Origin of the sequence: Streptomyces lanatus (assembly GCF_014655715.1) — a bacterium.
GTDB lineage: Bacteria > Actinomycetota > Actinomycetes > Streptomycetales > Streptomycetaceae > Streptomyces > Streptomyces lanatus.
In genome coordinates this window covers 177,466-203,969 of the sequence record NZ_BNBM01000009.1, presented here as the reverse complement: position 1 = coordinate 203,969, position 26,504 = coordinate 177,466, and the positions used below count along the sequence as shown (strand labels likewise).

General features: G+C 70.2%; 21 protein-coding genes. 7 read left to right on the top strand and 14 right to left on the bottom strand.

From position 1 onward, the window contains the following. The first annotated feature begins 2 nt into the window (after nucleotides 1-2). Nucleotides 3-1,562 carry an FAD-binding oxidoreductase gene (locus tag IE325_RS24345; RefSeq protein ID WP_190072154.1) on the top strand — a complete coding sequence of 520 codons (1,560 nt, stop codon included), beginning with the start codon at nucleotides 3-5 and terminating at the stop codon, nucleotides 1,560-1,562. A 326-nt stretch (nucleotides 1,563-1,888) separates the two neighbouring features. Here IE325_RS24345 and IE325_RS24340 read toward each other — a convergent pair whose 3' ends face one another. After that, on the bottom strand, nucleotides 1,889-2,605 hold the full coding sequence (locus IE325_RS24340) for a TetR/AcrR family transcriptional regulator (protein ID WP_190072153.1): 717 nt from the start codon (nucleotides 2,603-2,605) through the stop codon (nucleotides 1,889-1,891). A gap of 197 nt (nucleotides 2,606-2,802) precedes the next feature. Here IE325_RS24340 and IE325_RS24335 point away from each other — a divergent pair, with 197 nt between their 5' ends. Continuing rightward, entirely contained in the window at nucleotides 2,803-4,563 is a 1,761-nt protein-coding gene (locus tag IE325_RS24335) for a CocE/NonD family hydrolase (RefSeq protein WP_190072152.1), read from the top strand. Nucleotides 4,564-4,664: 101 nt separating this feature from the next. Here IE325_RS24335 and IE325_RS46190 read toward each other — a convergent pair whose 3' ends face one another. Both IE325_RS46190 and IE325_RS24325 read right to left on the bottom strand, forming a co-directional pair. Next, nucleotides 4,665-4,844, bottom strand: a complete 180-nt coding sequence (locus tag IE325_RS46190) for a hypothetical protein (RefSeq protein ID WP_229911970.1) — start codon at nucleotides 4,842-4,844, stop codon at nucleotides 4,665-4,667. A 458-nt stretch (nucleotides 4,845-5,302) separates the two neighbouring features. After that, nucleotides 5,303-5,845 carry a TetR/AcrR family transcriptional regulator gene (locus IE325_RS24325; protein ID WP_190072150.1) on the bottom strand — a complete coding sequence of 181 codons (543 nt, stop codon included), beginning with the start codon at nucleotides 5,843-5,845 and terminating at the stop codon, nucleotides 5,303-5,305. A 102-nt stretch (nucleotides 5,846-5,947) separates the two neighbouring features. Between IE325_RS24325 and IE325_RS24320 the strand changes: the two genes are divergently transcribed. Next, nucleotides 5,948-6,685: an alpha/beta fold hydrolase gene (locus IE325_RS24320; protein WP_229911968.1), complete on the top strand. Its 738-nt coding sequence runs from the start codon at nucleotides 5,948-5,950 to the stop codon at nucleotides 6,683-6,685. A gap of 65 nt (nucleotides 6,686-6,750) precedes the next feature. Further along, nucleotides 6,751-7,005: a plasmid transfer protein KilB gene (kilB, locus tag IE325_RS47280; protein ID WP_491590970.1), complete on the top strand. Its 255-nt coding sequence runs from the start codon at nucleotides 6,751-6,753 to the stop codon at nucleotides 7,003-7,005. A 522-nt stretch (nucleotides 7,006-7,527) separates the two neighbouring features. Here the strand turns inward: kilB and adh are convergent. The 7 genes from adh to xylB form a co-directional block, all read right to left on the bottom strand. Then, a complete protein-coding gene (gene adh / locus IE325_RS24315) occupies nucleotides 7,528-9,051 on the bottom strand; it encodes an aldehyde dehydrogenase (protein WP_190072149.1) in 1,524 nt (507 codons plus the stop codon). Between the two features lie 121 nt (nucleotides 9,052-9,172). Then, nucleotides 9,173-10,438 (bottom strand): GAF domain-containing protein, encoded by a 1,266-nt coding sequence (locus IE325_RS24310; RefSeq protein WP_190072148.1) that lies wholly within the window; start codon nucleotides 10,436-10,438, stop codon nucleotides 9,173-9,175. 119 nt (nucleotides 10,439-10,557) lie between these two features. Continuing rightward, nucleotides 10,558-11,157, bottom strand: coding sequence for an N-acetylmuramoyl-L-alanine amidase (locus IE325_RS24305; protein ID WP_229911966.1), 600 nt, complete (start codon nucleotides 11,155-11,157; stop codon nucleotides 10,558-10,560). A gap of 107 nt (nucleotides 11,158-11,264) precedes the next feature. Next, nucleotides 11,265-12,275, bottom strand: coding sequence for an acetamidase/formamidase family protein (locus IE325_RS24300; RefSeq protein ID WP_190072146.1), 1,011 nt, complete (start codon nucleotides 12,273-12,275; stop codon nucleotides 11,265-11,267). After that, nucleotides 12,272-13,780 (bottom strand): APC family permease, encoded by a 1,509-nt coding sequence (locus IE325_RS24295; protein ID WP_190072145.1) that lies wholly within the window; start codon nucleotides 13,778-13,780, stop codon nucleotides 12,272-12,274. Before IE325_RS24295 ends, IE325_RS24300 begins: the two co-directional genes overlap by 4 nt. A 219-nt stretch (nucleotides 13,781-13,999) precedes the next feature. Further along, nucleotides 14,000-15,208, bottom strand: coding sequence for an ROK family transcriptional regulator (locus IE325_RS24290; RefSeq protein ID WP_190072144.1), 1,209 nt, complete (start codon nucleotides 15,206-15,208; stop codon nucleotides 14,000-14,002). 14 nt (nucleotides 15,209-15,222) lie between these two features. Further along, nucleotides 15,223-16,668, bottom strand: a complete 1,446-nt coding sequence (gene xylB, locus IE325_RS24285) for a xylulokinase (protein ID WP_190072143.1) — start codon at nucleotides 16,666-16,668, stop codon at nucleotides 15,223-15,225. A gap of 157 nt (nucleotides 16,669-16,825) precedes the next feature. Here xylB and xylA point away from each other — a divergent pair, with 157 nt between their 5' ends. Further along, nucleotides 16,826-17,992: a xylose isomerase gene (xylA, locus tag IE325_RS24280; protein ID WP_190072142.1), complete on the top strand. Its 1,167-nt coding sequence runs from the start codon at nucleotides 16,826-16,828 to the stop codon at nucleotides 17,990-17,992. A 201-nt stretch (nucleotides 17,993-18,193) separates the two neighbouring features. Continuing rightward, nucleotides 18,194-18,664: a hypothetical protein gene (locus tag IE325_RS46185; RefSeq protein ID WP_229911964.1), complete on the top strand. Its 471-nt coding sequence runs from the start codon at nucleotides 18,194-18,196 to the stop codon at nucleotides 18,662-18,664. A gap of 80 nt (nucleotides 18,665-18,744) precedes the next feature. On the opposite strand, the gene IE325_RS24270 is transcribed toward IE325_RS46185, so the two are convergent. The 3 genes from IE325_RS24270 to IE325_RS24260 all read right to left on the bottom strand — a co-directional run bounded on the left by IE325_RS24270 (nucleotide 18,745) and on the right by IE325_RS24260 (nucleotide 24,445). Then, nucleotides 18,745-20,139 carry an esterase-like activity of phytase family protein gene (locus IE325_RS24270; protein WP_190072141.1) on the bottom strand — a complete coding sequence of 465 codons (1,395 nt, stop codon included), beginning with the start codon at nucleotides 20,137-20,139 and terminating at the stop codon, nucleotides 18,745-18,747. A gap of 179 nt (nucleotides 20,140-20,318) precedes the next feature. After that, complete coding sequence (locus tag IE325_RS24265; protein WP_190072140.1) at nucleotides 20,319-21,596, bottom strand: SWF or SNF family helicase; 1,278 nt, start codon at nucleotides 21,594-21,596, stop codon at nucleotides 20,319-20,321. Next, nucleotides 21,593-24,445 carry an SCO1167/SCO6262 family helicase gene (locus tag IE325_RS24260; RefSeq protein WP_190072139.1) on the bottom strand — a complete coding sequence of 951 codons (2,853 nt, stop codon included), beginning with the start codon at nucleotides 24,443-24,445 and terminating at the stop codon, nucleotides 21,593-21,595. The genes IE325_RS24265 and IE325_RS24260 overlap by 4 nt, the downstream gene beginning before the upstream one ends. 299 nt (nucleotides 24,446-24,744) lie before the next feature. On the opposite strand from IE325_RS24260, the gene IE325_RS24255 reads away from it, so the two are divergent. Further along, nucleotides 24,745-24,927, top strand: coding sequence for a tail-anchor membrane protein (locus IE325_RS24255; RefSeq protein WP_062704261.1), 183 nt, complete (start codon nucleotides 24,745-24,747; stop codon nucleotides 24,925-24,927). Nucleotides 24,928-24,930: 3 nt separating this feature from the next. Here IE325_RS24255 and IE325_RS24250 read toward each other — a convergent pair whose 3' ends face one another. Then, nucleotides 24,931-26,322 (bottom strand): tannase/feruloyl esterase family alpha/beta hydrolase, encoded by a 1,392-nt coding sequence (locus IE325_RS24250; RefSeq protein WP_190072138.1) that lies wholly within the window; start codon nucleotides 26,320-26,322, stop codon nucleotides 24,931-24,933. Between the last annotated feature and the right edge of the window lie 182 nt (nucleotides 26,323-26,504).

Genomic DNA, 26,504 nt, shown 5'->3' with positions numbered 1-26,504 from the left:
CAATGCAGTCCCATGTCCATGCAGATGCCCGCGACGCAGTCAGCACTGCCTTGCTGGCTGAGCTGCGGTCCAGAATCCCTGCGGGTCGTGTGCTCACCAACGAGCCGGAGTACGCAAAAGCAGTGGCGTTGTTCAACGCAGCGGTCGATGTCCGTCCTGCTGTCGTCGTGCGGTGCGCGACCACCGCTGACGTGCAGGCCGCGATACGTGCGTCTCGCAACCATGGGGTGCCGATCTCGGTACGCAGCGGGGGTCATGACTTCTGGGGACGGGCGTTCCGTCCCGGTGGACTGGTTCTCGATCTGACTGACATGCGGGGAGTTCAGGTCGACATCGGCCGCCGTTTCGCGACGGTAGGTGGCGGGGCGCTCTCGTCCGACGTCGTATCCGCTGCCGAGCGGGTCGGCCTGACGGCGGTCACCGGAACGGCGGGCGCCGTCGGCATGGTCGGCCTCACGCTCGGCGGCGGATACGGCCCCCTGATCGGGCAGTTCGGGCTCGCGGCCGACAACCTGCTCGGCGCCGAAGTCGTCCTGGCCGACGGTTCACGAGTGTGCACCGACGCCGACCATCATCCGGACCTCTTCTGGGCGTTGCGGGGCGGCGGCGGCAACTTCGGTGTCGTGACCTCGGCGCGGATCCGTCTGCACCCTGTGCCGACAGTCGTGTCGGGCACCATCTTGTACCCGATCGTCCAGAGCGCCGACATTCTCGCCGACCTCGGTGGGATCCTTCAGGACTGTCCGGATGAGCTGACGGTGGACGTGGGGTTCCTTCCCGGCCCGGACGGGAAGCCGACGGTGTACGTCGCGCCGACCTGGTCGGGGGACATCGAGGTGGGGAACGCCGAGAACGGGCCGGTGCGTGCCCTGGCCGGACTCGGTACACCCGTGCTGGCCGAGATTGGACCGGTCGCCCGTTCCGCGGCGTTGGCCGCGACGGACACCATGTTCCCACCCGGGCGGATGGGCGCGATTCGCACGCGCACCGTCCAGAGCATCTCCGGCTCCATCGCGACCGTCCTGGACCGGGCTGCCCAGGAGTTCACCTCACCGTTCTCCGCGATCGTGTGGCATCAGTTCCATGGTGCCGCCGCCCGTCTGCCCCTCGGCTCGACGGCTTTCGGCCGACGCGAACCGCACCTGATGGTCGAGCTGATCTCATTGTGGGAGGACGGCGAAAGCCAGGACGACGCAGGAGGCGGCGACGGTAGGTCCCCGCACCTGCGCTGGCTGGAACAGCTGCACGCGGCGCTTGAGCCGTTCTCGTTGCCGGGCGGCTACGTGAACTTCCTGGGGCCGGAGACTCCCGACCAGATCGCGGAGTCCTACGGGCCGAACACCGAGCGTTTGCTAGCCGTGAAGTCTGCGGTCGACCCGGACTCCGTCTTCGCCGCCACGCCGCTCCCCAGCGGGAATGCCGACGCCGGTTCCAGGCCCGTGTCAGGCGTGGAACCGGAGCATCGGGGGGTGCCGGCGGTCCCGCCGGAGAACGGCATCGGGTCGTCGGACATCGGCCACGTTGGCCTCGGGCTTTCACCAAAGGGGCCGTCCGACGGGTGACCATACAGCCGGGGAGCGCCTCTGAACTGGGACGGTAGGGCTTGTCGAAGGTCCTGTTCGTCGCCCGGGGAGAAGCGCTCCCCGGGGCCCAGGACGCCGGGCAGGGTCAGGCGCCTCCGGCCGCTGTATCCGGGATGGAGAGCCGTCGTCTTCGTCGGATGGCCGAAACAGCGCCCTGGGCCACAGAGTTCATACGGGCGCTACGGCGTTGTCGTGCCCTGGGAGATCGGCGGTTGAGCGGCGCACACAGTACTTGTAGCTGCGGCCGTGTCCCCTCCTGCCTCCGTGGATAAGCCGATCGGAGTGTGCCGCTCAGGGGGCACCGCTTACTCCTGTCGATCGGCGGCGCCCTCGTCCGGCGCGGCGGGCGCCTCGTCGAGCTGGACCGGGTCGCCCACGGCGCCCCCGGTGGCCGTGCGGACAGCGTCCGCAATGAAAGCGAAACTCTCGTCACCGAGCTCCCGCGGATCGGTGCCGTCCAGAAGGCCGGCTCCGACGTACTCGTTGATGACTCGCAGGGCGGCCGCGGCGGCCGCGGCGTGCAGACGTACCTGTAGGGCGTCGGGCTTGAGTCCGAGGCGAGTCGCGATGACCGCTGCCAGTTCGTGTTCCACCTGGTCGCAGGCCATCAGCCAGGCCGTGCGCAGGGCCGGTTCGGTCTCGGCCAATCGAATCATCTTGACGCCCAGCCCGGCATCGGCCTGCTCCGAAGGGCTGATCTCGCTGACCAACCGCTTCGCCTCCGTGGCGAAGTGCTCCTCCAAAGAGCGGTGCAGCGGCCAACTGCGCAGAGTGGCCAGTTCCCACTCCACGCTCTGCGCAACGATCGGCTCCGCGCAGCTCTCCTTGCTACGGAAATGACGCCAGATGGTGCGGGTCGACAGGCCCACCGCCTCGGCGATCTGGTCACCGCTCGTGCCGTCGACGCCCTGCGCCCAGAACAGGCGTGCCGCCTCCCGCGAGATCTCCAGACGTACACGACGGCGGCGCTGCTCACTCATCCCGCCACGGCTGCGTTCGGTCGATACCACGTGGTCGGCCATCTTTTCGCCACCCTTTCACCATCGCGCTCACTCAGTGCCATATTGACATTTAGTGACGCCGCACGCCAGCTAGTGCGCACACCTCGATCCGAACCCAAGGGCATCCACTTGCAATATCTGTCACTTAGTGACAGTGTCACTAAGTGACAGAGGGATCCCCTTCCGAGCCCACCCGTACCCCAGCTCCGGAGTACCGCATGAGGAAACGACCAGCCGCCACCGCCGCAGCCCTGCTCACGGCCTGCGCTCTGACCTGCGGCCTCATAGGGGCAGCCGTCGCCGCGCCGGACCAGGCAACCGGCCGCGGCCGAACCGGGAAGACGACCGTCGCCACTGCTACCGATTCGGTCACGCACGAGGAGAACGAGCGGGTGCCGGAGGGGGCGCGCTGGACTCAGCACTACTTCTCCTCCTCGGACGGCTCCAAGACCGAGCTGCACGCCGACGTTCTGCTTCCTGAGAAGCTCCCCGAGGGCGCGAAGGTGCCCGTCATCATGTCGGCCGGTGCGTACTTCGGTCACTCGGGGGAGATGGAGGTCGAGGAGGAGCACGCCGGCCCCTCGGAGCGCTTTCAGGACCTCCTGGAGGGGACCGACCTGTTCGACAAGGGGTACGCCTTCGTCCTGGTGGACACGCGCGGCTTCGGCGGCTCCACCGGATGTCTCGACCTCGGCGGGCCCGGAGACCAGGCCGATGTCAAGGCCGCGATCGACTGGAGCGCGAAACAGCCCTGGTCCACAGGCGCGGTGGGAATGTACGGAAAATCCTTCGACGCCTACACCGGTCTCCTCGGCAACAACGTCAAACACGACGCACTGAAAGCCGTCGTCGCCCAGGAGCCTATCTGGGATCTGTATCAGCAGCTCCACTCCAACGGGGTGCCCCGCCCGAACAGCGTCCAGTTGCCCACCAGCTACAACCGCATTGCCGGTCTGGCCCAGTTGCCGGACGAGGACAAGCGGTACCGGACCAATGCCGCGTACGAGAAGAAGCACCCCGAGTGCCTGGTGCTCAACTCCTTCGGCCCCTCCATCGGCGACCCGGACGACCCGTACTGGAAGGACCGCAGCCCCGCCAGGAACGCTAAGGACACCGCCACTCCGCTTCTCTTCACCCAAGGCACCGCCGAGACCAACACCCTGCCCGTGGGGATGGAGGAGTTCCTCGACAATCACCGCGGCCCCCAGCGGGCCTGGATCGGCCCCTGGGACCACGTACGCGGCAATGAGCGCACACAGGATGGGAAGCTCGCGATGGGCCGCGCGAACTGGTTCAAGGAGACCCTGTCCTTCTTCGACGAACACCTCAAGGGCATCGACCCGAAGATCCAGTACCCGAACTACGCCGTCCAGGACAACCTGGGCAACTGGCGCGCGGAGAAGTCCTGGCCCACCGCGAACCGCTCCGCGAACCTCCGTCTCGGCAACGGCTCGTACGTGGACAGCGGAGCGGGTTCGCAGTCGGCGGCCCAGGAAGAAGAGGCCGGTCGTGACACCGGGAGCTTCCTTGTCTGGTCCGGGCCTCTCGAGACGGCCACCCGGGTCACCGGCACGCCCCGAATCACCATGACGGCCAAGGGCGAGGGCAACGTCATGGTCAAGCTGTACGACGTGGACGAGGACGGCAACGCTGTCGCATTCGACGAGCGAGTCTCCCGGCTGGACCGGGACCGGCTGGACATCGGCCTGAAGTCGACCGACTGGACCCTGCGGGCCGGCCATCGCCTCGCCGTGGAGATCGGCTCGGTGCGGACCGGCGATTGGCTCGACACCCCCTCCAAGCAAAAGATCCGGATCAGTGACGCCCGTCTCCAGCTGCCCCTGGACAACCCGGCTGAAGACATCGCGACTGGTGGCGACCGGGCGCCGTGGCTCGACACCTTCACGCAGATCAACGCGGCGCAGCTGAAGCCCGGCCCGGCCACGTTCACGGTGCCCCCGGCCCGTGCGCGACGTTGAGGAACGCCACACCGCTGGACATCCTCGTCGCGTTGGCTCACGGGGCGCAGGATCGCCACCGACAACCCACCGACCAGCGCGAACGACAGGTCGGAAACTGTTCAGTTCATCGAATCGAGGGGATACCCGTGCCCATCGGCCTTCCGCCTCTCTTTCACGTCGGCATCATCGTGGAAGACTTCGACCGCGCCGTCGCCGATTACGAGATCGAACTGATCCAGTCGCTCGATGGCCGCTCGCCGTACACGGAGTTCCTCGACCTCCACGGTGAAGGCGTCCACCACCTCGCCTGCGTGGTGGAAGCACCGACCAGCGCCTCGAATCGCTGCGAGCGACGGGAGAGGCAGATCGTGTCACCTTCCAGGCAGCCATCGCAGGGCAGACACGCTTCGTGTACCTGGACGGTCTGGCCCATGGGTCGGCCATCGAGCTGATCGAAACCGCCAGCGAAGACGCCTGACCGCGACACGGTTCCGGACGGACGCGACACCGCAGCGGGCTCTCACACCTTGCGGTCGCGTTCGCCAAGGTTCACGAACAGTCGCCGTCTTCCCCGCTCGGGCGCGCCAACGGTCCGTGCGCCAAGCCGCGACCGGCGACCGGCGGGCATCCGATAAGCCCGCCGTGCTCCGAAGCGCCTTCGCGTCCACGTCAAGGAGGGCTGCAAGACGAGCGGCACGATGCAGCTTTCGGCCCTACGCCCGAGTTCGAGCCCAGCCCGTGCCCATAGCGCCGGTCGTCAGAGGGTGGCTGCGATGCCGGCCCGGAGGATGTCGAGGTAGTTGTCGATCGCGTCCCCCTGCCGCTCCGCCGGGTGCTCGCTGACGGCGTGGATCAGGCCGCACAGGAGCTTGAGCAGGTTTTCGCCGGTGAGGGCTGGGGCAGGGCGGATGCGTGCGAGCAGGTGGGAGGTGACTTCGACCAGCTCTCCCTTGGCCCGGTGCAGAGAGTCCGTCTCGTCGGACCCGGTGATCAGAACGTCGGTGAGGCCCGGTTGCGCCAGGGCTGTTAGGAGCGCAGTGCGGAGGAAGTCAACGAGCGCCTTGGCGGGATCGGGGTGTCCGCCTGCTGCGGCCGCCGCATCGATGAGCTCTCGGACCGCCTCTTCCATGACGGACTCCAGCATGGCCCGCTGCGTGGGGAAGACCCGGTAGACCGTCCCGACCCCCACGCCCGCCCTGCGCGCGAGCTCGTTGAGGGGGAGCGCGATCTCCCCGCCGATGACGGCGCCGCGGGCCTCATCGAAGATCCTCTGCCTGTTGCGTGCGGCATCCGACCTCATGATCCCTCCTTCGCATACCGATGTGGATAACCTATCAGGTTGGTGTTACGGTCAAGTCGATAACTAATCCACTTCGCATCGTCGGGAGCGGTCACCACCGTTGTGTTCATCCATGGAGTACCGGAGACGCCCTCCGTCTGGAACGACCTCCGGGGGCGGATCGACCGCCCCACCACGGCCCTGCGGCTGCCCGGATTCGGCAGCCCTCGCCCGGCTCACCTGGACGGCAAGGAGGCGTACGCCGTCTGGCTGGCGAACGAACTGCGCGCCTTTGGCGAGCCCGTCGACCTCGTGGGCCACGACTGGGGTGCACACCTGGTGATGCGGATCGTCTCTGCCTACGACGTTCCGGTACGCAGCTGGGTGTCCGACGTCGCACACGGCTGGCACCCGGACTATCAGTGGCACGAGGCGGCCACCCTCTTCCAGAAGACCCCGGAGGGCGAGGAGTTGCTTGCGTCGTTGCGCACCCAGACCCCCGGCAGCCCCAGCTTCGGGGACTTCCTCCGCCCCCGGGGGATGAGCGCCGAACTGGCGACGGAAGTCGACACCGTCCACGACGAGGAGATGAGCACGGCCATCCTGACGCTCTACCGCTCGGCCTGGCCCAACTTCTACACCGACTGGGGCAAGGACTTCGACCGCCCCGCTCAGGTGCCGGGTCTCGTCCTGATCCCGACCGGCGATCCGATGGCACAGCCCGCGATGGACCTGGATATGGCCACGCGAATCGGGGCACAGGCAGTGGAACTGGCCAACCTCACCCACTACTGGATGCTCCAGGATCCTGATCGGGGCGCGGAGGTACTCAACCGATTCTGGGACTCCCGGCCCGCATGACATCCGGTACCGGTGGGCGGACGTCCTCGCGGTGATGAGGTTCGCTTGCGCGTGAGAGCGTGGCCATGACGGCGCTGACTCGCAATCGCAGTGAGAGGAAGGCCGCCGCTTTTGCTTACACCGGCGCCATCACCGAAACCATCCGTGGACAACAGGACTGGTGGCACCGCAAGAACGAAAACCCAGAAGGCCCCGAACATCGAGCAGCACGGACTGACGTGCCTCCGGTTCCGTGGGCGGTCAGAAGGCGGTGTGGCGAACGCCTAACGGCACCCGATCGAGCAGGATTGAGCAGGGTGCAGCCGAACGGAAACGGATAGATATGTCCGTTCCCTCAGCAATATCGCAGGTGAGACGCGTCACCAACTTAGGTTCGAGTCCCACCCGCCCCAACAAGCTCGCCGCCGACGCCTCCTTCTCACTGACGGCTACGGATGTGTACGCGTTGGGTTGCGTGCGGTACGAACTACTCACCGGCCGCGCGCCGTTCACCGGCGCGCGCCCCTGGTTTGTGGTCCAGCAGCACGGCGGCGCCGTGCCCGTCCCGCCCGCCCGACTGTGCCCCGAGATTCTCGGGCCGCTCGACGACTTTGCGCGGGACCCGGCGCACGCCCCACCGCCGACCATACCGCCGCCTGACTGACGAACCCTCGGTCGCGCTGGAGGCACCTCTCGGAATCGGAATTGGTGCCACAGGGGTGCCGTTTGGTCCGTGGCTGGTCCGGGACCGCCTCAGTCGGAGCTTGAATGGTGACGCGAAGTGACTTGTCGATCGCTTACAGTGTCCAGGGTATTTGGTTGCCTGGGGCGCAACGACGCCTCCAGGCAACCGACTTCAGACTCTAGAAGAACCCAAGTTTCTTTGGGCTGTATGAAACCAAAACGTTCTTCGTCTGCTGGTAGTGCTCCAGCATCATCTTGTGCGTCTCACGCCCGATCCCCGACCCCTTGTAGCCGCCGAACGCCGCGTGTGCGGGGTAGGCGTGGTAGCAGTTCGTCCATACCCGGCCCGCCTGGATCGCGCGGCCCGCGCGGTACGCGGTGTTGATGTCCCGCGTCCACACGCCCGCCCCGAGGCCGTACAGCGTGTCGTTGGCGATCTTGATGGCGTCGTCGAAGTCGTCGAAGGACGTCACGGAGACGACCGGACCGAAGATCTCCTCCTGGAAGATCCGCATGCGGTTGTCGCCCTCGAAGACGGTCGGCTGGACGTAGTAGCCGCCCTTCAACTCGCCGTCGTGGTCGATGCGTTCGCCGCCGGTGAGGACGCGGGCACCTTCCTGCCGGCCGATGTCGAGGTAGGAGAGGATCTTCTCCAACTGGTCGTTGGAGGCCTGCGCGCCGATCATCGTGTCCGTGTCGAGCGGGTTGCCGGTCTTGATCTGCTCGGTGCGGGCTACGGCCGCCTCCATGAACTCGGCGTACCTGCCCCGCTGCACCAGCGCCCTCGACGGGCAGGTGCACACCTCGCCCTGATTGAGCGCGAACATCGTGAAGCCCTCGAGCGCCTTGTCCCGGAAGTCGTCGTTCGCCGCCCAGACATCGTCGAAGAAGATGTTCGGGGACTTGCCGCCGAGCTCGAGGGTGACCGGGGTGATGTTCTCGGAGGCGTACTGCATGATCAACCGGCCCGTCGTGGTCTCACCGGTGAACGCCACTTTGGCCACCCTGGGGCTGGACGCGAGCGGCTTGCCCGCCTCCACGCCGAAGCCGTTCACGATGTTGAGCACGCCGGGCGGGATGAGATCGGCGACCAGACTCAGCCAGTAGTGGATCGACGCCGGGGTCTGCTCGGCCGGCTTGAGCACGACGGCGTTGCCCGCGGCCAGCGCCGGCGCCAGCTTCCATGTCGCCATGAGAATCGGGAAGTTCCACGGGATGATCTGCGCGACCACCCCCAACGGCTCGTGGAAGTGGTACGCCACCGTGTCGTCGTCGACCTCGCCGAGCGAACCCTCCTGCGCCCTGATCGTCCCCGCGAAGTAGCGGAAGTGGTCGATGGCCAGCGGAATGTCGGCCGCCAGGGTCTCCCGTACCGGCTTGCCGTTCTCCCAGCTCTCGGCGACGGCCAGCTTCTCCAGGTTCGCCTCCATCCGGTCGGCGATCTTCAGCAGGATGCCGGCCCGTTCGGTCACTGATGTCCGGCCCCACGCCGGCGCGGCCGCGTGCGCCGCGTCCAGCGCCCGCTCCACGTCCTCGGCCGTGCCTCGCGCGATCTCGGTGAAGGGCTGCCCGTTCACCGGCGTCGGGTTCTCGAAGTACTGCCCCCGGACCGGCGGTACATACTCACCGCCGATGAAGTGGTCGTAGCGCGCCTGGTAGGAGACGATCGCACCCTCGGTGCCGGGCGCCGCGTAACGGGTCATACTGCTCTGCCTCCCGAAGAAGCGCTGCCCGCCGTTGGGCAGCTGTGGGCGCGAGGCTAGGGACGGCGAGGTTGCAAGTACGTTGCGCGGGTGGGGGCTTCCATGGGCGCCGGGCGCTCGATCAATGCTTTCGGGCAGGGGGTGCCGCGAGTTCGGACTCCAGCGCCGCCAGCCGCGACCGCACCGCCGCCGTGGGACGCACCGTGGCGAGCGCGCGCCATACGTCGAGGTCGTCCTCACCCCATGGCGCGTGCGCCCAGTCGGCCAGCAGATCGGGATCGCGACGGGCGATCAGCGCCGTGCGGAGCCCGTCGGCGAGGAGACGCCTGAGCCGTACGACCGCCGGGGCCTGGGAGCCCGGCAGCAGCGGGCCCGCATACGCCGTGGCCGCCGCAGTGACCGCACCCGTCTCCAGCCGGCGTTCGACCACCGCCACGTCCGACTCGACCGGCACGGTGAGCCGGTAGGGCCGCGAGCCGAGCAGACCGGGGCCGAGGAGCCTGCGCAGACGCGCCAGTTCGGCCCGCAGGGTCACCGGAGTCACCGACTCGTCCTCGTACAGCGCGCACAGCAACTCGTCGCCGGTCAGTCCCTCCGGGTGACGCGCCAGCAGCACCAGGATCTCGCTGTGCCGACGGCTGAGCCGGACCCGGCTGCCGCCGATGACCAGCTGTGCCTCGTCGCGGCCCAGTGCGGACAGCTCGGGCACGTCGGCGGCGGGCGTCTGCGGGGTGAGCAGCGCCAGATGGGACTCCGCGGCACGCGCCACCGCCTGCACGAACCCCAGGCTGTGCGGATGCGCAAGCCCGTCCCCACCGGTGATGTCCACCGCGCCGAGCACCCGCCCCGTCCGGGGATCGTGCACCGGCGCCGCCGCACACGTCCACGGCTGCACCCGGCGGATGAAGTGCTCGGCCGCGAACACCTGCACCGGCCGGTCCACCGCCACCGCCGTACCCGGCGCATTCGTCCCGACCGCGCTCTCCGCCCACCGCGCACCCGGCACGAAGTTCATCCCTCCCGCCCGGCGCCGCGTCGTCGGATGGCCCTCGACCCACAGCAGCCTGCCGTGCGCATCGCACACCGCGAGCAGATGCTCGCCGTCCGAGGCGAACGTGCCCAGCAACTCCCGGAACAGCGGCATCACCGGCGCCAGCGGATGCTCCGCGCGGTAGCTGCCCAGGTCACCGTCCGCCAGCTCCACGCACGCCGTCCCGTCCGGACCGACACCGGCCCGCGCGGAACGCCGCCACGAGTCCGCCACCACGGCACGCACCGGCGTCGGCACGGTGCCCCCTTCGGTGAACGTCTCGTGCGCACGACGCAGCACCCGTACGCGCTCGGCGGGGTCGGCCCCCGGTTCCAGAGCCACCCACGGATCGGTCAATTCGGGCCTCCCCGGAAAGCGATGCGGCTGGGGACATCGTCACTCCGGGTACGCGCGCGGACAACCTTTTCGACGGGGCGACCCGAACGACGGACACACCTGCACAGATGTACGAGCCCTCAGACGGCGTTCACCAACCGTATGTAACGCGTCCAGTCCCAGTGCGGACCGGGATCGGTGTGGTCGGTGCCCGGCACCTCGTAGTGCCCGATGATGTGCGCCCGGTCCTTCGGTATGCCGTACCTGGCGCAGATCGCCGCCGTGAGCCGGGCCGACGTCTCGTACATGACGTCGGTGAAGTAGAAGGGCTCATCCACCCAGCCCTCGTGCTCTATGCCGATACTGCGCAGGTTGTGGTCCCAGTCCCCGGCGTGCCAGGCGATGTCCGCCTCACGAACGCACTGGGAGGTGTGTCCGTCCGCCGACCGGACGACGTAGTGCGCGGACACCTGCTTCTTGGGGTTCTTGAAGACGAAGACGGAGTTGGGGTAGGTGGCCTGTGTCACGTGGATGATCACCTGGTCGACGGGATGGGACGTAGGGCGGTTCGCCACCGTGTAGTTGGCGGCGTTGGCGGGCTGCCACTCGGCGAGCGCGTAGTCCGGGCCCGGAACATGCGCTCCGGTCGGCCGCTCGGGGAGCAGGGCGTACGGGACGACGGCGAGAGCGGTGCCTTGGAGGATCCGCCGTCGGCTGAGACGGGGTCGTGCGTGTTCCAACGGGAGGCGTGCCTTTCGGTGTTGAGACGGCCGCGGCTTGAGACCGGCTTGTAGGTCGGCTCCGTGCCGGCGTCGTCCGCAGGCCGGTGTGGAGGTTCGGCGTGCGCTCAGTGCAGCGTCGCCGCCGTCTCCCGCAGTCGTGCGTGCACGCCACGGTGCGTTTCGCGCTCCGGCAGCCACTGTTTGCGGATCTTGGCGACGCATGTGTAGTTGGTGTCGCACACGTTGGCCAGCGGCGACTCGACGGCCTGGGTCGCGAACTGGTACGCGTCCAGCTCACTGAACCCGTAGTCGCGCACCAGCCACTGCACCAGATCGAGCTGGGATATCCGGAACGCGTCCTCCAGCGGCCGGGCCGAGCCCGTCGAGATGATGTGCGTGTCCGACTCGATACGGGGCCAGGGCGTGGCGATCCCCTTGAGCAGCTCGACGATCACCACGGTGTTCATCGCGCACTCGACCGCGACCCCGCAGGTCTCGCCCTCACCCTGCCGGGCGTGCCCGTCGCCGAGGCTGAGCAGCGCGCCTTGGACGTTGACGCCGAGGTAGCAGGTGACACCTGCCCGCATCTCCGGTGTGTCCATGTTGCCGCCGTGCGCGTCGGGCACCAGGGCCGAGCGCACCTCCAGATTGGCGGGGGCCACCCCGACGGTGCCGTGCATCGGGTCCATGGGCAGCTCGACCTCGATGTCACTGTCGTGGGCCCGGAACAACGCCGTCCGGCGGGTCCGGTCCAACTGCCAGATCCAGACGGTCTCCGGCAGGGGCGGTTGCAGCGTGGCCGTGGTGTGCGTCGAGGTGAGCGCGCCGAACAGCGGGACCGTGGTCGACGCGGCCCAGTCCCGGGCCGGTTCGATCGACACGAAGTGCACGGCGACCGTGTCACCCGGCTCAGCGCCCTCGATGTGGAAGGGACCCGTCTGAGGGTTGAGGTAAGGGAACTCGGACACTTCGGACACCAGGTCCTTCTCCGAGCGAACCCGTCCGGCGAAGCAGTCCTCCGTGTAGAGATCGAGGACCGTACCGGGCGCGATGCGCGCCACGGGCGGTGCGCCGCCGAACGTCCAGGCGTATTCGCCCGGCTCGGGTCGCACCGTGAGGATCCGGGGGTCGCTCATCGCTGTACAGCTCCGTTCGGCGTAGGGCTGGTGGGGGAGGGGTCGTCGAGGTGGACACGGGCGGTGTCGGCTATGCGCTCGGGGTGGCGCCGCATCAGCACGACCAGCACCACGACCCCGGTCGCCATCCACACCCCGACCACCGATCCCGCGTACGACACGGGCGCGCTCAGCTCGGAGACGAAGTCGAAGACGGGCAGTCCCGCTGCCGTCAGCAGGGCGGGCACGAACGCGATGATGCCCAGGAGGGGCAGGAGCAGATGGCGCACCGGCTTGAGCGCCTCGCGCCTGCGGCGCAGGAAGTAGCCGGCACAGGCCAGGTTCACGACGATGTACACGCCGATCACGACCGTGACGATCACCGTGGCCAGCAGCAGGAACGCCGTCACCGGGTCGTAGGCGAAGCCCAGCCCCAGCACGGCCCCGACCGCGATGACGGTCTGTACGGCGATACCGGCTACGGGCGAGCGGTACTTGGGGTGCAGCACCGCCAGGAAGCGGGGCAGGACGCGGATGCGGGCGAGGGCGAAGGCGGTCCGGGTGGAGACGGTGGCACACGCGTTGGCGTTGGCGATGGCCGAGTTGACCACGGCCAGGAACACCAGCACCCAGAACAGCCCGAACGACGCCCGGGCGACACCCTCCCAGGACGCGGCACCGGAGGCCCCGAACTCCCCGAAGCGGTCCGGCCCGTAGTACACGGCCATGGCGTAGGTGGTGAGCACGTAGAACAGACCAATGGCGAGAGCCGAACCCAGTACCGCGCGGTGCATGGTCCGGCGCGGGTTCCGTGTCTCCTCGGCCAGCGGCGCCGCAGCCTCGAATCCGGCGAAGGCGAGCACGGTGTAGACCGACCCGGCGAACACCCCGGAGAGCCCTTCATAGCCCTCGGCGGTGTGCGACGTCCCGAACACGGACAGCGTGTTGTCCCCGCCCGCCCTACCGATCAGCCAGATGGCGAACACCAGAAGGACAAGCACCTCGAATACACCGAGGACCGTGCCGAACCGGGCCGAGGCACGCACCCCCAGATACCCGGAGAGCGCTATGACCGCGGCGCCCGCCAGTGCCCACGGCCACCACAGGTCCGCCGGATATGACGCCCACTCCTGGTGCAGCGTGCCCGCGGTGGTGAAGCCCAACTGGAGCAGCAGCAGGGGCGGAACCAGCGATTCGACGAACACATAGCCCCAGCCGACGAGGAATCCGACGGCGGGATGCAGCCCCTGAGCCACATACGTCGACATCGACCCCGCGGCCGGCAACTCCCTCGCCAGCTCGGCGACGCACGACGCCGTGAACAGACACGCCACCAGCGCGATCAGTACCGACAGCGGCAGACTTCCGCCCGCGAACGCCGCGCCCGACGGAATGGACGCCGCGACCGCGGCGGCCGGAGCCATGGCCGTGATGCTCTGGAACAGGACCTCACGCAACCCGATCGCGTCGCGCCGCAGCCCCGTGGCCGCGGGCCCGGCCGATTCCCTCGCAGTTTCCCCCGACATGTGAATCCCCTCGTTCACGCCGATGCGTCCGCGCCGCCTTTCCCATGACGGCTGCGCCTCGCGTGAATCACGGTACGTCGCTGGCAGGTTGGGCAGAAGAACGCGCAGGGATTCCGTGGACAGCCGCGTGATTGTGGATAACTCGCTCACCCACACGACTGAACTCGGCCTGAGAACAGGTGGAAAGTCAGCCGATGGTCACGTGAACTCGGCCTGCGATCAGGCCCGTTCCGCGACCGCCACCGGATCGTCCAGCACAGCTCGCACGACGGAGTGCGCGGCCCCCAGCAACGGCCCCTCGGGGCCCAGCCGCGACACGGACACCGGGCAGGCGGGACCGGCGGTGCGCCGGTCCAGTTCGGCCTCCAACGACGGCAGCAGCCAGGGTGCGAGTCCGGCCAGCGCACCGCCCAGGACCACACTCTCGGGGTCCAGCAGATTGACCGCGCCCGTCAGCGCGATGCCGAAGGCCGTTCCCGCGTCCCGCAGAGCCCGCCGTACGGCCTCGTCACCGTCGGCGGCGCGTCCGGCGAGCAGCCCGACACGATCCTCCCCGGGCTCCAGCCCGGCCGCACGCAACACCGCCTCCTCACCGGCGTACTGCTCCAGACACCCACGTCCCCCGCAAGGGCACTCCGGCCCGTCCGGCTGGACGGGCACATGGCCCAACTCGCCCGCGAAACCGCGCGTTCCACGCAGCAGCCCCCCGTCCACCACCACCGCCGCACCGATGCCGATCTCCGCCGACACATGCAGGAAGTCACGTGGGGTGCCGTGGCCGAGCCAGAGTTCGGCGAGGGCGCCGAAGTCGGCCTCGTTTCCCACGGTCAGGGAGAAGTCCGTGGGGAGCAGATCGGCCAGGTCGGTGTCGCGCCAGTCGAGGTTGGGGGCGCGGACGACGGTGCGGGCGTCGCGCGCCACCAGACCCGGGACGGCGACCGCGAGTCCGGCGGGCCACAGCCCCTCGCTTTCGGCCTCGGCGACGACCCGGCGTACCAGCTGGTGGAGTTCCGCGACGACCGGCTCGGGCGCCCGGCCCCGGTTCGCGCCGTGCCGTATCGCCCGGGACCGCACCTCGCCGCGCAGATCGACGGCGCACACCGCGAGATGGTCGACGCCGATCTCCGCGCCTATCCCGGCCGGACCGCGCCCGCTGACGGCGAGTGCCGACCCGGGGCGGCCGACCCGGCCGGGCCGCTCAGGACCCAGCTCCTCCAGCAGCCCCGAGCGGATCAGCTCGTCGACCAGCGTGGACACCGCCGCACGCGTCAGCCCGATACGGGAGGCCACGGCGGCACGGGAGAGCGGCCCCTCGGCGCTGACGGTGTGCATCACCCGGGCGAGATTGCGGCGCCGCATGCCCTGCTGGGTGTTGGGCAGCGCCCGCCCGGCGCCGGTCGGGTGGGCCTCGTGCAGCGGTGCGGTCATTCCTCCGTCAGTCCTCAGTGCGCCTCGGGGGCCCGCTCCAGCAGCGGGGCCGCGTCGGAGAGTACCCCGCTGATCCTGGTCAGCGTCTCCTCGTCCCGTTCCACGGCGTCGAGCACCGGCCCGCGCGCGGTGTTCCAGCGCCGGGCGACCGCGGCCGGATCCTCGCCGGTCAGCAGGCCGGCGGCCTGGGCGGCGGCGCCGAGCGCGACCAGTTCCTTCGCCTCGGGAACCTGCACCGGGCGTCCTGACAACCGCCGTACGGTCTGCTGCCAGGCCGTGCCCCGGGCGCCGCCGCCGATCAGCAGCAGCGGGGCCGAGCGGTCCGCGTCGTCGTCCAGGACGAGATCCAGGGCGCCGAGCAGGGCGTGGACGGCGCCGTCGTAGGCGGCCTGAAGAAGCTGACCCGCGGTCGTGTCGTGGCGCAGGCCGTGCAGGAGCCCGGAGGCGTTCGGCAGGTTCGGCGTGCGTTCGCCGTCCAGGTAGGGCAGCAGGGTGAGGCCGGTCGTGGGTTCCACGGCCTCGCGGTCGAGGCCGAGGAGGGCCGCGAGACGGTCGACGGCGAGCGTGCAGTTCAGGGTGCAGGCCAGCGGTAGCCAGTCGCCGTGCGCGTCGGCGAAGCCCGCCACCGTGCCGGTCGGATCGGCCGGGCGCCGCTTCGACACGGCGTACACCGTGCCCGAGGTGCCGAGGCTCAGCACGGGCGCGCCGGGACGTACGCCGAGGCCCAGCGCGGCGGCGGCATTGTCGCCGGTGCCGGGCGCGACGAGGGTGCCCTTGGAGAACGGCAGGTCATGGCTGTCGCGCACGGTGCCCGCGATCTCGCCGGGCCGGACCACACGGGGCAGCAGCGCCGGGTCGAGCCCCACGTGCGCGAGGATCTCGTCGTCGTACGACTCCGTGCCGGACGCCCACCAGCCCGTACCGGAGGCGTCGCCGCGGTCGGTGGTGCCCTGCCCCGTGAGACGTTCGGTGAGGTAGTCGTGCGGGAGGCGTACGGCCTTGGTGGCCCGGACCGACTCCGGCTCGTTCTCGGCCAGCCAGGCCCACTTCGTGACCGTGAAGGAGGCGGCCGGTACGGAGCCGGTGCGCTCGGCCCAGAACTTCGCGCCGCCGAGTTCCTCGGTGAGACGGCGTGCCTGCGGCGCGGAGCGCACGTCGTTCCACAGCAGTGCCGGGCGTACCGGCTCGCCCCGGTCGTCCAGCGTGACCAGGCCGTGCTGCTGCCCGCCGATCGACACCGCGGCGGCCTCGTGGGCGGCGTCGCCGCACTGGCGCAGCGCCTCGCACAGGGCGTCCCACCACTGCCGGGGGTCGCTCTCGCGGCCGGCCCCGGCGGACACCGTGTGCGACGCCTGGCCGCTCGCGACGACCTGCCCGGTCGACGCGTCGACGACCAGCGCTTTTGTGGACTGGGTGGACGTGTCCACGCCGACGACGAGCGGACCCTCGGCTGCTGACATCGGGCTCTCCCTTTTTTCCGCGGCTCTGCGGGACGAAGACATCGGGGGACGGGTTCATCGGGTGACAAACACATCTTGTCTCTTCCCAGAGGTGCGAGCGCATACTAATTTGTAAACGGCCATGACGAAATAGTCGTACCGAGCAAGGAGCCGCGGCATGAGCTACCAGCCCACCCCCGATGACAGGTTCACCTTCGGCCTGTGGACCGTCGGCTGGCAGGGACGGGACCCCTTCGGCGACGCCACCCGCCGAGCCCTCGACCCGGTCGAGACGGTGCAGCGCCTGGCCGAGCTCGGCGCCCACGGCGTCACCTTCCACGACGACGACCTGATCCCCTTCGGGTCCTCCGACACCGAGCGAGAGGCGCACATCAAGCGCTTCCGCGAGGCTCTCGACGCGACCGGCATGGCCGTGCCGATGGCCACGACCAACCTCTTCACCCACCCCGTCTTCAAGGACGGCGCCTTCACGGCCAATGACCGCGACGTCCGCCGCTACGCCCTGCGCAAGACGATCCGCAACATCGACCTCGCGGCCGAGCTGGGCGCGAAGACGTACGTCGCCTGGGGCGGCCGCGAGGGCGCCGAGTCCGGCGCCGCCAAGGACGTGCGTGCCGCCCTGGACCGTATGAAGGAGGCCTTCGACCTCCTCGGCGAGTACGTCATCTCCCAGGGCTACGACCTGCGCTTCGCGATCGAGCCCAAGCCGAACGAGCCCCGCGGCGACATCCTGCTGCCCACCGTCGGCCACGCCCTGGCGTTCATCGAGCGCCTGGAGCGCCCCGAGCTGTACGGCGTCAACCCCGAGGTCGGCCACGAGCAGATGGCCGGACTCAACTTCCCGCACGGCATCGCGCAGGCGCTGTGGGCGGGCAAGCTCTTCCACATCGACCTCAACGGCCAGTCCGGCATCAAGTACGACCAGGACCTGCGCTTCGGCGCCGGCGACCTGCGTGCCGCCTTCTGGCTGGTCGACCTCCTGGAGAGCGCCGGTTACGCCGGCCCCCGCCACTTCGACTTCAAGCCGCCGCGGACCGAGGACCTCGATGGCGTGTGGGCGTCGGCTGCGGGCTGCATGCGCAACTACCTCATCCTGAAGGAGCGTTCGGCCGCCTTCCGCGCGGACCCGGAGGTCCAGGAGGCCCTGCGTGCCTCGCGTCTGGACGAGCTGGCACAGCCGACGGCCGCGGACGGCCTCAAGGCGCTGCTCGCGGACCGTGCCGCCTTCGAGGAGTTCGATGTCGAGGCGACCGCCGCGCGCGGGATGGCCTTCGAGCGCCTCGACCAGCTGGCGATGGACCACCTGCTCGGCGCGCGCGGCTGAGCCCACGCGCGTGTGCCGCACCGTGGGTGACCGCAGGCCGATGGCCGCGGTCACCCACGGTGTGCCTCGCCGATCGGCCTCCAATGACCGGTCTTTGCGCGGAATGTTCCGGAATCATGCGATCCCGGACATGGGTCAGTATCAACTCATGTGTGGGGGTCGCGCCCCGATCCCCGCACGGCGACTCTTGACGGTATGGCCATGCCGCCCGTACCCCCTCAGCCGCCAGGACCGCCGGGTGACACGCCGCCTCCGGGCGGCGGCTTCGGACCGCCTCCCGAGGGCTACGGCCCCCCTCCGGGGAACGGCGGTCCGCCCACGTACGGTGGCCCGCCCACCTACGGTGGCTGGTCGCCGCAGGAGCCGCCCGACGGAGGCGGTGGACCGAGGCGACGGCTGAATCCGCTGGTCGTCCTGCTCGCCGTGATCGTGGCCGCGGGAGCCGTGGTGGCGGTGGTCCTGATGGCCTCGGGCAGCGACGACTCGCCCAAGGAGAATCCAACGTCCCACAGCAGCACGAGCGGCTCGCGCAAGCCGTCGTTCAGCATCCCCACGGAGCTCCCCAGCAAGCTGCCGAGTGAACTGCCGACCTCGCTGCCGTCCGGGTTCCCGACCGAGCTGCCCAGCGACCTGGAGTCGCTGATCCCGTCCTTCGCGGACGAACTGCCGTAGAGCACGAGTGGGGGAGCGGCACGCACGCGTACCGCTCCCCGACGGCCACGCGAGCGTGGCCGGGCGCTGTGCGACAGGCGTCAGATGCCGTGCGGCAGCCGCACGTAGATCACGGACGTCTCGACGTCGCTGTCGACCAGCCGTCCCTCGGCGTCGAACGCCTCCGCGCCGTCCGTCATCCCGAAGTCGTTGTCGTTGATCAGGGCGAGCGCGTCGTGGTCCACGCGCGCGATGCCCTCGATCTTCCCCGGCACACCGGCGACCTTGCCGAGGTCGACGAGCAGCCGCTTGGACAGCACCGGAACGCCCGAGGCCGCCGGGTCGTCGAGCTGCTCCAGCGACGGAGCCGTGGTGTCGTCGTCCCACCGGCTGCCCAGGATGTTCGCCGAACGGTCCAGTCGCACCAGGTGCAGACGCGCCGCCTTGTCGGTGCGCTCCTCCACCAGCAGCCGGTTCCCGCCCACGGCCACGACGGACGAGATCTTCAGCTCGGAGGTGTCGTCCTCGCTCGGGTCCACGACGTTCACCGGGTCGAAGCGGTACGCGTACTCCGCGGTGACGGCCTTCTTCTTCGGCGAGAAGCGCAGCAGCCGCGTGGTGCGCGAAGCCTCCCCGGCATCCGTGTCGGGCAGCGACAGCGGGCTCTGCACGGCCAACACGAGATCGCCGCCCGGCAGCTGAGCCAGCCCTTCGAAACCACGGTTGATCTTCCGGTGCAGCAGGACCGAAGGCAGCGCCTCCACCACGCGGTAGTCCGTCCCGGTCAGACCGAGGCCCTCGGGCACGTAGCGGGTGAGGACCTTCCCGCGCGCGGAGACATGCACCAGGGAGGGCCCGTACTCGTCGACGAGCCAGAAACTCCCGTCGGCGGCCCGCACGATGCCCTCCGTGTCCAGCCCGTTCGGATTGAAGGCCAGAGGGGTCCGCGCGTCATAGGTGTACGGCGCCTCGTCGCGCCCCTCCTGGTTCGACAGCCCCGTGACGGGCTTCCCGGACGCCGTGGTGATCGGGATCGCGTCCAGCACCTTCACCGAGCTGCCCGTCACCCGGATCTTCACGATCGCCGGGTCGAAGCCCGGCACGGGGAACGTTCGGCGCTTCTTGCCGTCCACCTTGATCTGGCCGTTGGGCCCGCGGTCGGTGACCGTCCAGAACTCGCCCTTGCGGCCCGCCGGGTAGATGTCGCTCCCTATGCCGCCCAGGTCCACCCCCCGGTCGTCGGCGACGCTGCCCGGCAGCAGCGCGTTGCTGAAGGCGCCGAGCGGGATGTCACCAAGGGTGGCCGTACGCACAACGCGCGCGTCTGTGCCGTGCGTGCCGTCCTTGCCACCGACACCGGCACCGACACCGGCACCGGCACCGGCACCGGCACCGGTTGCGGGCCCGGCGGCCACGAGCGCCGCGATCACGGCGAGGGGCACGCCCCCGGCGACGAGACGGTGAGCGCGGCGCCGGCCTGTGGCGAGCGGTGACATTCGGGCCTCCTGAGGACCAAGTTCGCTGACAGTGGCCAGATTTGGAGCCCGCGCGGAACACCGGAATACCGTGGGATGAACACGGGACGACGGGCACTCATCGAGCCGAAGTCACGATGAGTGCCGAACTGGCCTAGCGGCCGGGCGGGTTCGCCCGCAGGAAGCTCCCGCCGGATCTGCTACGGCCGCTCCTCCTCGGCCGCCTGCAACGCGGCGGCCAGCGCTGTCGCCGGGTCCCGCGTGGGAGCGCCGGCCGGCACCCAGCGGCCCCGCTCCTCCCGATACGGCCACCAGCGTCCGTCCCGCCCCAGGCGCAGTTGGCCCGGCGCACCGACCACCGTCCACCGGTTGCCCTGCTCCCGCAGCGACGGCCGCTCCTCCTCGTCCCAGGCCGATTCCAGAGCGGCACACGCGCGTGCGTGTGTCTCGCCCTGGACGGTCCACTCCTCGTCGAGGACGACCAGTGCGGCGACGCCCCCGAGGTGCCAGGCGCGTACGGCCGTCGCCAGCCCTTCCCGGCCGCGCCCCGAGCCGTCGGCCAACCGCTCGGCCACGTCGTCAGCCGGGGAGCCCGCCGCGAGGCGCACCGCGTCCTGGCCCGGCGTCAACTCGGCTTCGGCGACGTGCTCTTCGGGACCGGTACGCAGAGCCTGCGCGAGCAGGCGGTGCGCCTCCGTCGCGGTTCGGGCGGCGAGGAACTCCAGGGCGGCAGGCTCGACGCCGGACGCCGCGGATGTCTCAGTGTCGAGGGACGGCGGCACCCCCGGCTCGGCGGGCAGCTCGGGCAGAGCGGGCAGCGGCGGCAGGATGTCGCCCGTCGCATACGCCTCAGCGGCGTCCACACCCTCGCGCCGGGCCGGCTCGGGCCCGCCGGCGGTGGGGGCGGCGCTACGGGCCTGGAGAGCGTTCAGGAGGTCGTCCTCGCCGCGTCCGCGCATCAGCAGCAGGACGAAGGGGTCCTGGTCCAGCAGCCTGGCCACCTGGTAGCACAGGGCCGCCGTGTGCCCGCAGTGGTCCCAGGCATCGCAGCCGCACTCCGGCTCCAGGTCGCCCATGCCCGGCAGCAGTTCGATGCCGGTGGCGGCCGCGTCCTCCACAAGGTGCGGCGGCATCTTCCGGTCCAGCAGCGCGGCGACGTGCCCGGCCCGTTCCACCGCCATGTCGAGGAAGCGGTCCCACTGCTCCGCGGTCAGCTCCTCCAACAGCACATCGGCCCGGTGCGCCGCACGGTCGGCGTCCTGCACCACGGCCGTGATGCGCCCCGGGCGCACCGACACCGCACCGACTGCCCCCGCGCGGGCGAGCCTGCGACCGGCCTTGAGCTGCCCCGAGTCCAGCGCCGTCTCCTCCAGCGCCTTCAGCCAGGCCTGGCCCCACCAGGTCTGCGCGAACCCCCGCCCGTGCGCCGGCGGCAGCGCCGCGAACGTGCGCTCCAGGTCACCTTCATGGCGAGTCATCGCGTGCCCCCTCGCAGCTCCACCAGATCGGCCAGCTCCGCGTCCGTCAGTTCCGTGAGTGCCGCCTCGCCCGCGCCGAGCACCGCGTCGGCGAGCTCCCGCTTGCGGCTCAGCATGTCGGCGATGCGGTCCTCGATGGTCCCCTCGGCGATCAGCCGGTGCACCTGCACCGGCCGGGTCTGGCCGATGCGGTACGCGCGGTCGGTCGCCTGCGCCTCGACGGCAGGGTTCCACCAGCGGTCGTAGTGCACGACATGCTCCGCGCGGGTGAGGTTCAGTCCGGTGCCCGCGGCCTTCAACGACAGCAGGAACACAGGCACTTCACCGTCCTGGAAGCGCCGCACGAGGGTCTCGCGCTCGGCGACGGACGTTCCGCCGTGCAGGAACTGGGAGGGCACGCCGCGTGCCGCCAGGTGCTCCTGGATGAGCCGCCCCATCCGCACGTACTGCGTGAAGACCAGCACGCCCGCCTCCTCGGAGAGGATGGTGTCGAGCAACTCGTCCAGCAACTCCAGCTTCCCCGAGCGGCCGGTGATCCTCGGCCGCTCCTCCTTGAGGTACTGCGCCGGGTGGTTGCAGATCTGCTTCAGGCCCGTCAGGAGCTTCACGATCAGGCCGCGCCGCGCCATGCTGTCGGCCTCGGCGATCTCCATGAGCGTCTCGCGGACCACGGCCTCGTACAGGCCCGCCTGCTCCGCGGTGAGGGACACCGCGCGATCGGTCTCCGTCTTCGGCGGGAGCTCCGGCGCGATCCCCGGATCGGACTTGCGCCGACGCAGCAGGAACGGGCGGACGAGCCGGGCGAGCCGTTCCGCGGCGGCAGGGTCCTGGCCGCCTTCGATCACCTGGGCGTACCGCGCGCGGAAGGTGCCCAGACGGCCCAGCAGACCCGGAGTCGTCCAGTCGAGGATCGCCCACAGCTCCGACAGGTTGTTCTCGACCGGCGTGCCGGTGAGCGCCACGCGTGCGCGTGCCCCGATGGACCGCAGCTCCCGTGCCGTCGCCGAGTACGGGTTCTTCACATGCTGGGCTTCGTCCGCGACGACCATGCCCCAGGTCACCTCGGCGAGACGGCCCGCGTCCAGACGCATCGTGCCGTAGGTGGTGAGCACGAACTCTCCGTCCGCCACGGAGCCGAGGTCGCGCCGCGAACCGTGGAATCGGCGCACGCGCGTGCCGGGCGCGAACTTCTCGATCTCGCGCTGCCAGTTGCCCATGAGGGACGTCGGACACACCACCAGCGTCGGGCCGGCGGACGAGGCGTCCGACTGCCGGTGGAGATGCAGCGCGATCAGCGTGATCGTCTTGCCGAGGCCCATGTCGTCCGCCAGACAGCAGCCGAGGCCCAGGGACGTCATGTGCGCCAGCCAGCTCAGCCCCCGCCGCTGGTAGTCCCGCAGCGTGGCCGTGAGCGCGGCCGGCTGGCCCACCGGCTCCTGCCCCTCCGGGTCCGCGAGGCGTTCGCGTAGTGCCGCCAGCCAGCCTGTGGACCGCACCTCGACCTGACGGCCGTCGACCTCGGTGGAGCCCGTCAGCGCGGCCCCGAGCGCGTCGATGGGCGTCACCTTGTGGTCCTGCTGCGCGCGGGCGCTGCGCACCTCCTGAGGGTCGACGAGGACCCACTGGTCGCGCAGCCGCACCACGGGGCGATTCGCCTCCGCCAGGCGGTCCAGCTCCTCGCGCGTGAGCCGCTGGTTGCCCAGCGCGAACGACCAGTTGAAGGCGAGCAGCGCGTCCGCGGACAGGAACGACGGCGTGTCCGACGTGAGCCTGGTGGGCGCGGACTCGTCGTCCGGCGGACCAATCACCGCGCGTGCGGTCAGTTCGCGGGCCAGGTGCTTGGGCCAGTGCACGTCGACGCCGGCTCCGGCCAGGACCCGAGCGCCCTCCCTGAGAAGGTCGGTCACCTCGTCGTCGGCGAGTTCCGCCGAGTCCGGCACGGCGGCCGAGAGCAGCCGTGTGAGCGGCGCCCAGGCCCTTGCCGCGCGGCGCAGTGCCAGCAGGGCGTCCATCCGCGCGCCCGGGCCGAAGGCATCCGACCCCGTCCACACATCGGCGGCATCCGCGACCAGCGTCGGATCACTGACGCTGTGCACCTGGAGCACTGCCCGGAACGACAACGCCCCGGCGTCCTGATCCGCCTCGTCGAGGCCGGACACTTCGAGGCGCAGGGAGAGACGTACGCCCGCGTCGTGACCGGCGGCGACATCAGCGGCCCACGCGCGCAGTGCGGGTACGTGCTGCGGCTCCTGTGCCGCGTAGGCGGGCCCGCCCGTCACAAGCGCCGCGGCGGGGGAGCGTGGCAGGGCGTCGGCGACGGCGTCCAGGAACGCCCGCAGCAGCCGCTCCGGGTCCGGCAGCCTCGGCGGCACCATGCCGTTCAGTGGCACGGCGTGCGCCTCGGGCGGCATCGCGGCGGCGAGGGCGCGGATCCTGTCGATGTCCTCCGGCCGCAGCGGACCGGCGCGCCAGGCATCGTGGTCGTCTGCCGACAGACCGGGCAATAGCAGTCCCCGTGCCACGCACTGCAGGGCCAGCACGGCGGCCGCGCCCCAGAAAGCGCCCGCTCGGGGCGCCCGCGCGGAGGTACGCGCACGCGTGAGCACGGGCAGGGCGGCCCGCACCGGCAGGAGAACGGCCGGTACGGTCACCAGCTCGACACCGTCGTCGCCGGGCAGGACGACGTCCAGCTCCTCGACGGATCCGGCGGCGACGGGTGGCACGGCGGAGCCGTCGGCTCGCCAGAAGGCGACCCGACCGGTGCGCGCCGGGTCTGAGGGCACGAAAACGGCCCGACAGTCGATCAGTTCGGAAATCTCGGACGGTGTTGCCTCGGGCAGCCTCGGCACAGCTCTGCAACACTCCTCAAATTTGACTACTCGACTTCGAGTGGTCGAGGGTACAGCACTCGATGGTCTATCCGGCATGCTGGTGTCGTGACCTGGGTCACTCAGGCTTGGCGTGGGTATCTGCCCCTTGCGGAGCCCGGCTCCTCGACCGATCGGACCGCGCATCGGCCGTCTCCGGGCCCCGCGACCAGTAGGGGCCGCACCTCAGGGTCGTCTCAGGGTCGCGGTTCGGAACTGCCGGGAGCGCGGGCCCGTTTTCAGGACAGAGAGCGGCAGTGGCCGCGAAGGAGGCGACGCACATGTCGAAGAACGCGAAGATCGCCGCGGGGGGTGTGGCGGCCGGCCTCATCCTGCTGATATGGCTGCCGTGGTGGGCCGCGCTCCTGATAGTTCTGGGAGTCCCGGCCGCCGCGTACCTCACGCTCGACCCGTCACAGCGGCGCAGGCTGCGCCGTGCCACGCGCAAGGAGCTCGGTCGCTGACCGTCACCCCGCCGGCGTGCCAGGGGCGGACATCGCGCAGGAGTTGAGCACATCACCGCTCGCAGGCTGGCCGACGGTCCGGTCCGCGGGCGGTGGGGTGCCCCGCTCCACCCATGAGACCAGCGCGTCGAAGGCCGACCGGTAGCAGGGCAGGATCGGACGGAGCCGGTCCGGATAGGTGTCGTACAGCCCGTCGACATGTGTGCCGCCGGCGATCGTGTAGTAGCGGTGCAGCATGCCCCGCCCGCTCGCATCGACCATGCGCGCGTACACGTCCGAGTCGGCCGCCTTCGGCAGCAGTGCGTCCAGATCGCCGTGCAGGGTGATCAGCGGTTTGCCGATACGCCCGGTGAGGGCCACGCGGGCCACGGCATGACGGACGGACGCGGGCCGCGATGCGTAGTCGTACCTGGCATCGGTGGGGCATGGCGCCAGGATCTGCTCCGGCGTGGTTCCGGCGGACGGGCCGGGGCAACCGGGGTCGTACGCCGGGTCGAACTCGGCGCGGTAGATCTTCTGGGTGACTCCCCAGTAGGCCTGCTCGTGGTACGGCCACAGAAACTCCGAGCCTCGCGCGAATCCGGCCGCGTACATGTCCTCGTCCCGCGCCGAGCCGAGCATGCGCGCTACTGCCGTGGGCAAGGAGGTGAGGAGGTTCGGTCCGCGCGCGGTCCACAGGGCGCCCTCCCAGTCGACGCCGCCGTCGTACAGCTCGGGATGGTTCTCAAGCTGCCAGCGCGTCAGATACCCGCCGTTGGAGATCCCCGTCATGTACGTACGACGGGGTGCGTGCCCATAGCGCCGGGTCACCGCCGTGCGCGCCGCTCGGGTGAGCTGCGTGGTCCGAGCGTTCCACTCGGCGACCGCGTCACCGGGACGCTCGCCGTCCCGGTAGAAGTCGGCACCGCTGTTCCCCTTGTCGGTCGCCGCGTAGGCGTAGCCCAGCGCGAGCACCTGGTCGGAGATCGCCTTGTCCGTCGCGTACTGCTTGCGGGTGCCCGGAGCGCCGGTGACGACCAGTCCACCGTTCCAACGGTCCGGCAGCCGGATCACGAACTGGGCGTCGTGCCGCCAGCCGTGCGTGGCGTTGAAGTGAGAGGAGTCGGGGAAGTAGCCGTCGATCTGGAGGCCGGGAACACCGGCCGGTGTCCGAGTGCCTCGTGCGGTCAGGCCGGCTTGGTCGGCGGTGTCGGTATAGGGCGTGCCGATGAGCCCCGTCGTGGTCAGATCCGGCAGACAGGCGCTCTGCTGGAACGCCGCGCCCGGTACCAGCACCAGGTCCTGGCGAGCGCAGTGCCGCTCACCGACCGCCGTGGCCGCTGCGGGAGCCGACCCGCCGAGGCCTGCGGCCAGCACGCTCGCGACGAGAAACGGAACAGCCCGGGACAGGCGCATGGAGGCCTCCTGGCAGAGGGGAGACGGGGCATGGAGAAGCGGAAACGCGAAGCTGCCTCATGGTGCGGGGCCGACTCCCGGCCATCCATGGGTTGGGCCCACATGGAGCGCCGCCGTGAGATGGGGCCGCGCTACACGGCCAACGGAGGGAGCGGCCAGCCGCGCCGAGTGTCGATCCGTTT

Excerpts from the sequence above, each read along its gene's own strand:
- IE325_RS24345 (WP_190072154.1), top strand. The coding sequence starts at position 3 with ATGCAGTCCCATGTCCATGCAGATGCCCGCGACGCAGTCAGCACTGCC.
- IE325_RS24340 (WP_190072153.1), bottom strand. The coding sequence starts at position 2,605 with ATGGCCGACCACGTGGTATCGACCGAACGCAGCCGTGGCGGGATGAGT.
- IE325_RS24335 (WP_190072152.1), top strand. The coding sequence starts at position 2,803 with ATGAGGAAACGACCAGCCGCCACCGCCGCAGCCCTGCTCACGGCCTGC.
- IE325_RS24325 (WP_190072150.1), bottom strand. The coding sequence starts at position 5,845 with ATGAGGTCGGATGCCGCACGCAACAGGCAGAGGATCTTCGATGAGGCC.
- kilB (WP_491590970.1), top strand. The coding sequence starts at position 6,751 with ATGACGGCGCTGACTCGCAATCGCAGTGAGAGGAAGGCCGCCGCTTTT.
- adh (WP_190072149.1), bottom strand. The coding sequence starts at position 9,051 with ATGACCCGTTACGCGGCGCCCGGCACCGAGGGTGCGATCGTCTCCTAC.
- IE325_RS24300 (WP_190072146.1), bottom strand. The coding sequence starts at position 12,275 with ATGAGCGACCCCCGGATCCTCACGGTGCGACCCGAGCCGGGCGAATAC.
- IE325_RS24295 (WP_190072145.1), bottom strand. The coding sequence starts at position 13,780 with ATGTCGGGGGAAACTGCGAGGGAATCGGCCGGGCCCGCGGCCACGGGG.
- IE325_RS24290 (WP_190072144.1), bottom strand. The coding sequence starts at position 15,208 with ATGACCGCACCGCTGCACGAGGCCCACCCGACCGGCGCCGGGCGGGCG.
- xylB (WP_190072143.1), bottom strand. The coding sequence starts at position 16,668 with ATGTCAGCAGCCGAGGGTCCGCTCGTCGTCGGCGTGGACACGTCCACC.
- xylA (WP_190072142.1), top strand. The coding sequence starts at position 16,826 with ATGAGCTACCAGCCCACCCCCGATGACAGGTTCACCTTCGGCCTGTGG.
- IE325_RS46185 (WP_229911964.1), top strand. The coding sequence starts at position 18,194 with ATGCCGCCCGTACCCCCTCAGCCGCCAGGACCGCCGGGTGACACGCCG.
- IE325_RS24270 (WP_190072141.1), bottom strand. The coding sequence starts at position 20,139 with ATGTCACCGCTCGCCACAGGCCGGCGCCGCGCTCACCGTCTCGTCGCC.
- IE325_RS24265 (WP_190072140.1), bottom strand. The coding sequence starts at position 21,596 with ATGACTCGCCATGAAGGTGACCTGGAGCGCACGTTCGCGGCGCTGCCG.
- IE325_RS24255 (WP_062704261.1), top strand. The coding sequence starts at position 24,745 with ATGTCGAAGAACGCGAAGATCGCCGCGGGGGGTGTGGCGGCCGGCCTC.
- IE325_RS24250 (WP_190072138.1), bottom strand. The coding sequence starts at position 26,322 with ATGCGCCTGTCCCGGGCTGTTCCGTTTCTCGTCGCGAGCGTGCTGGCC.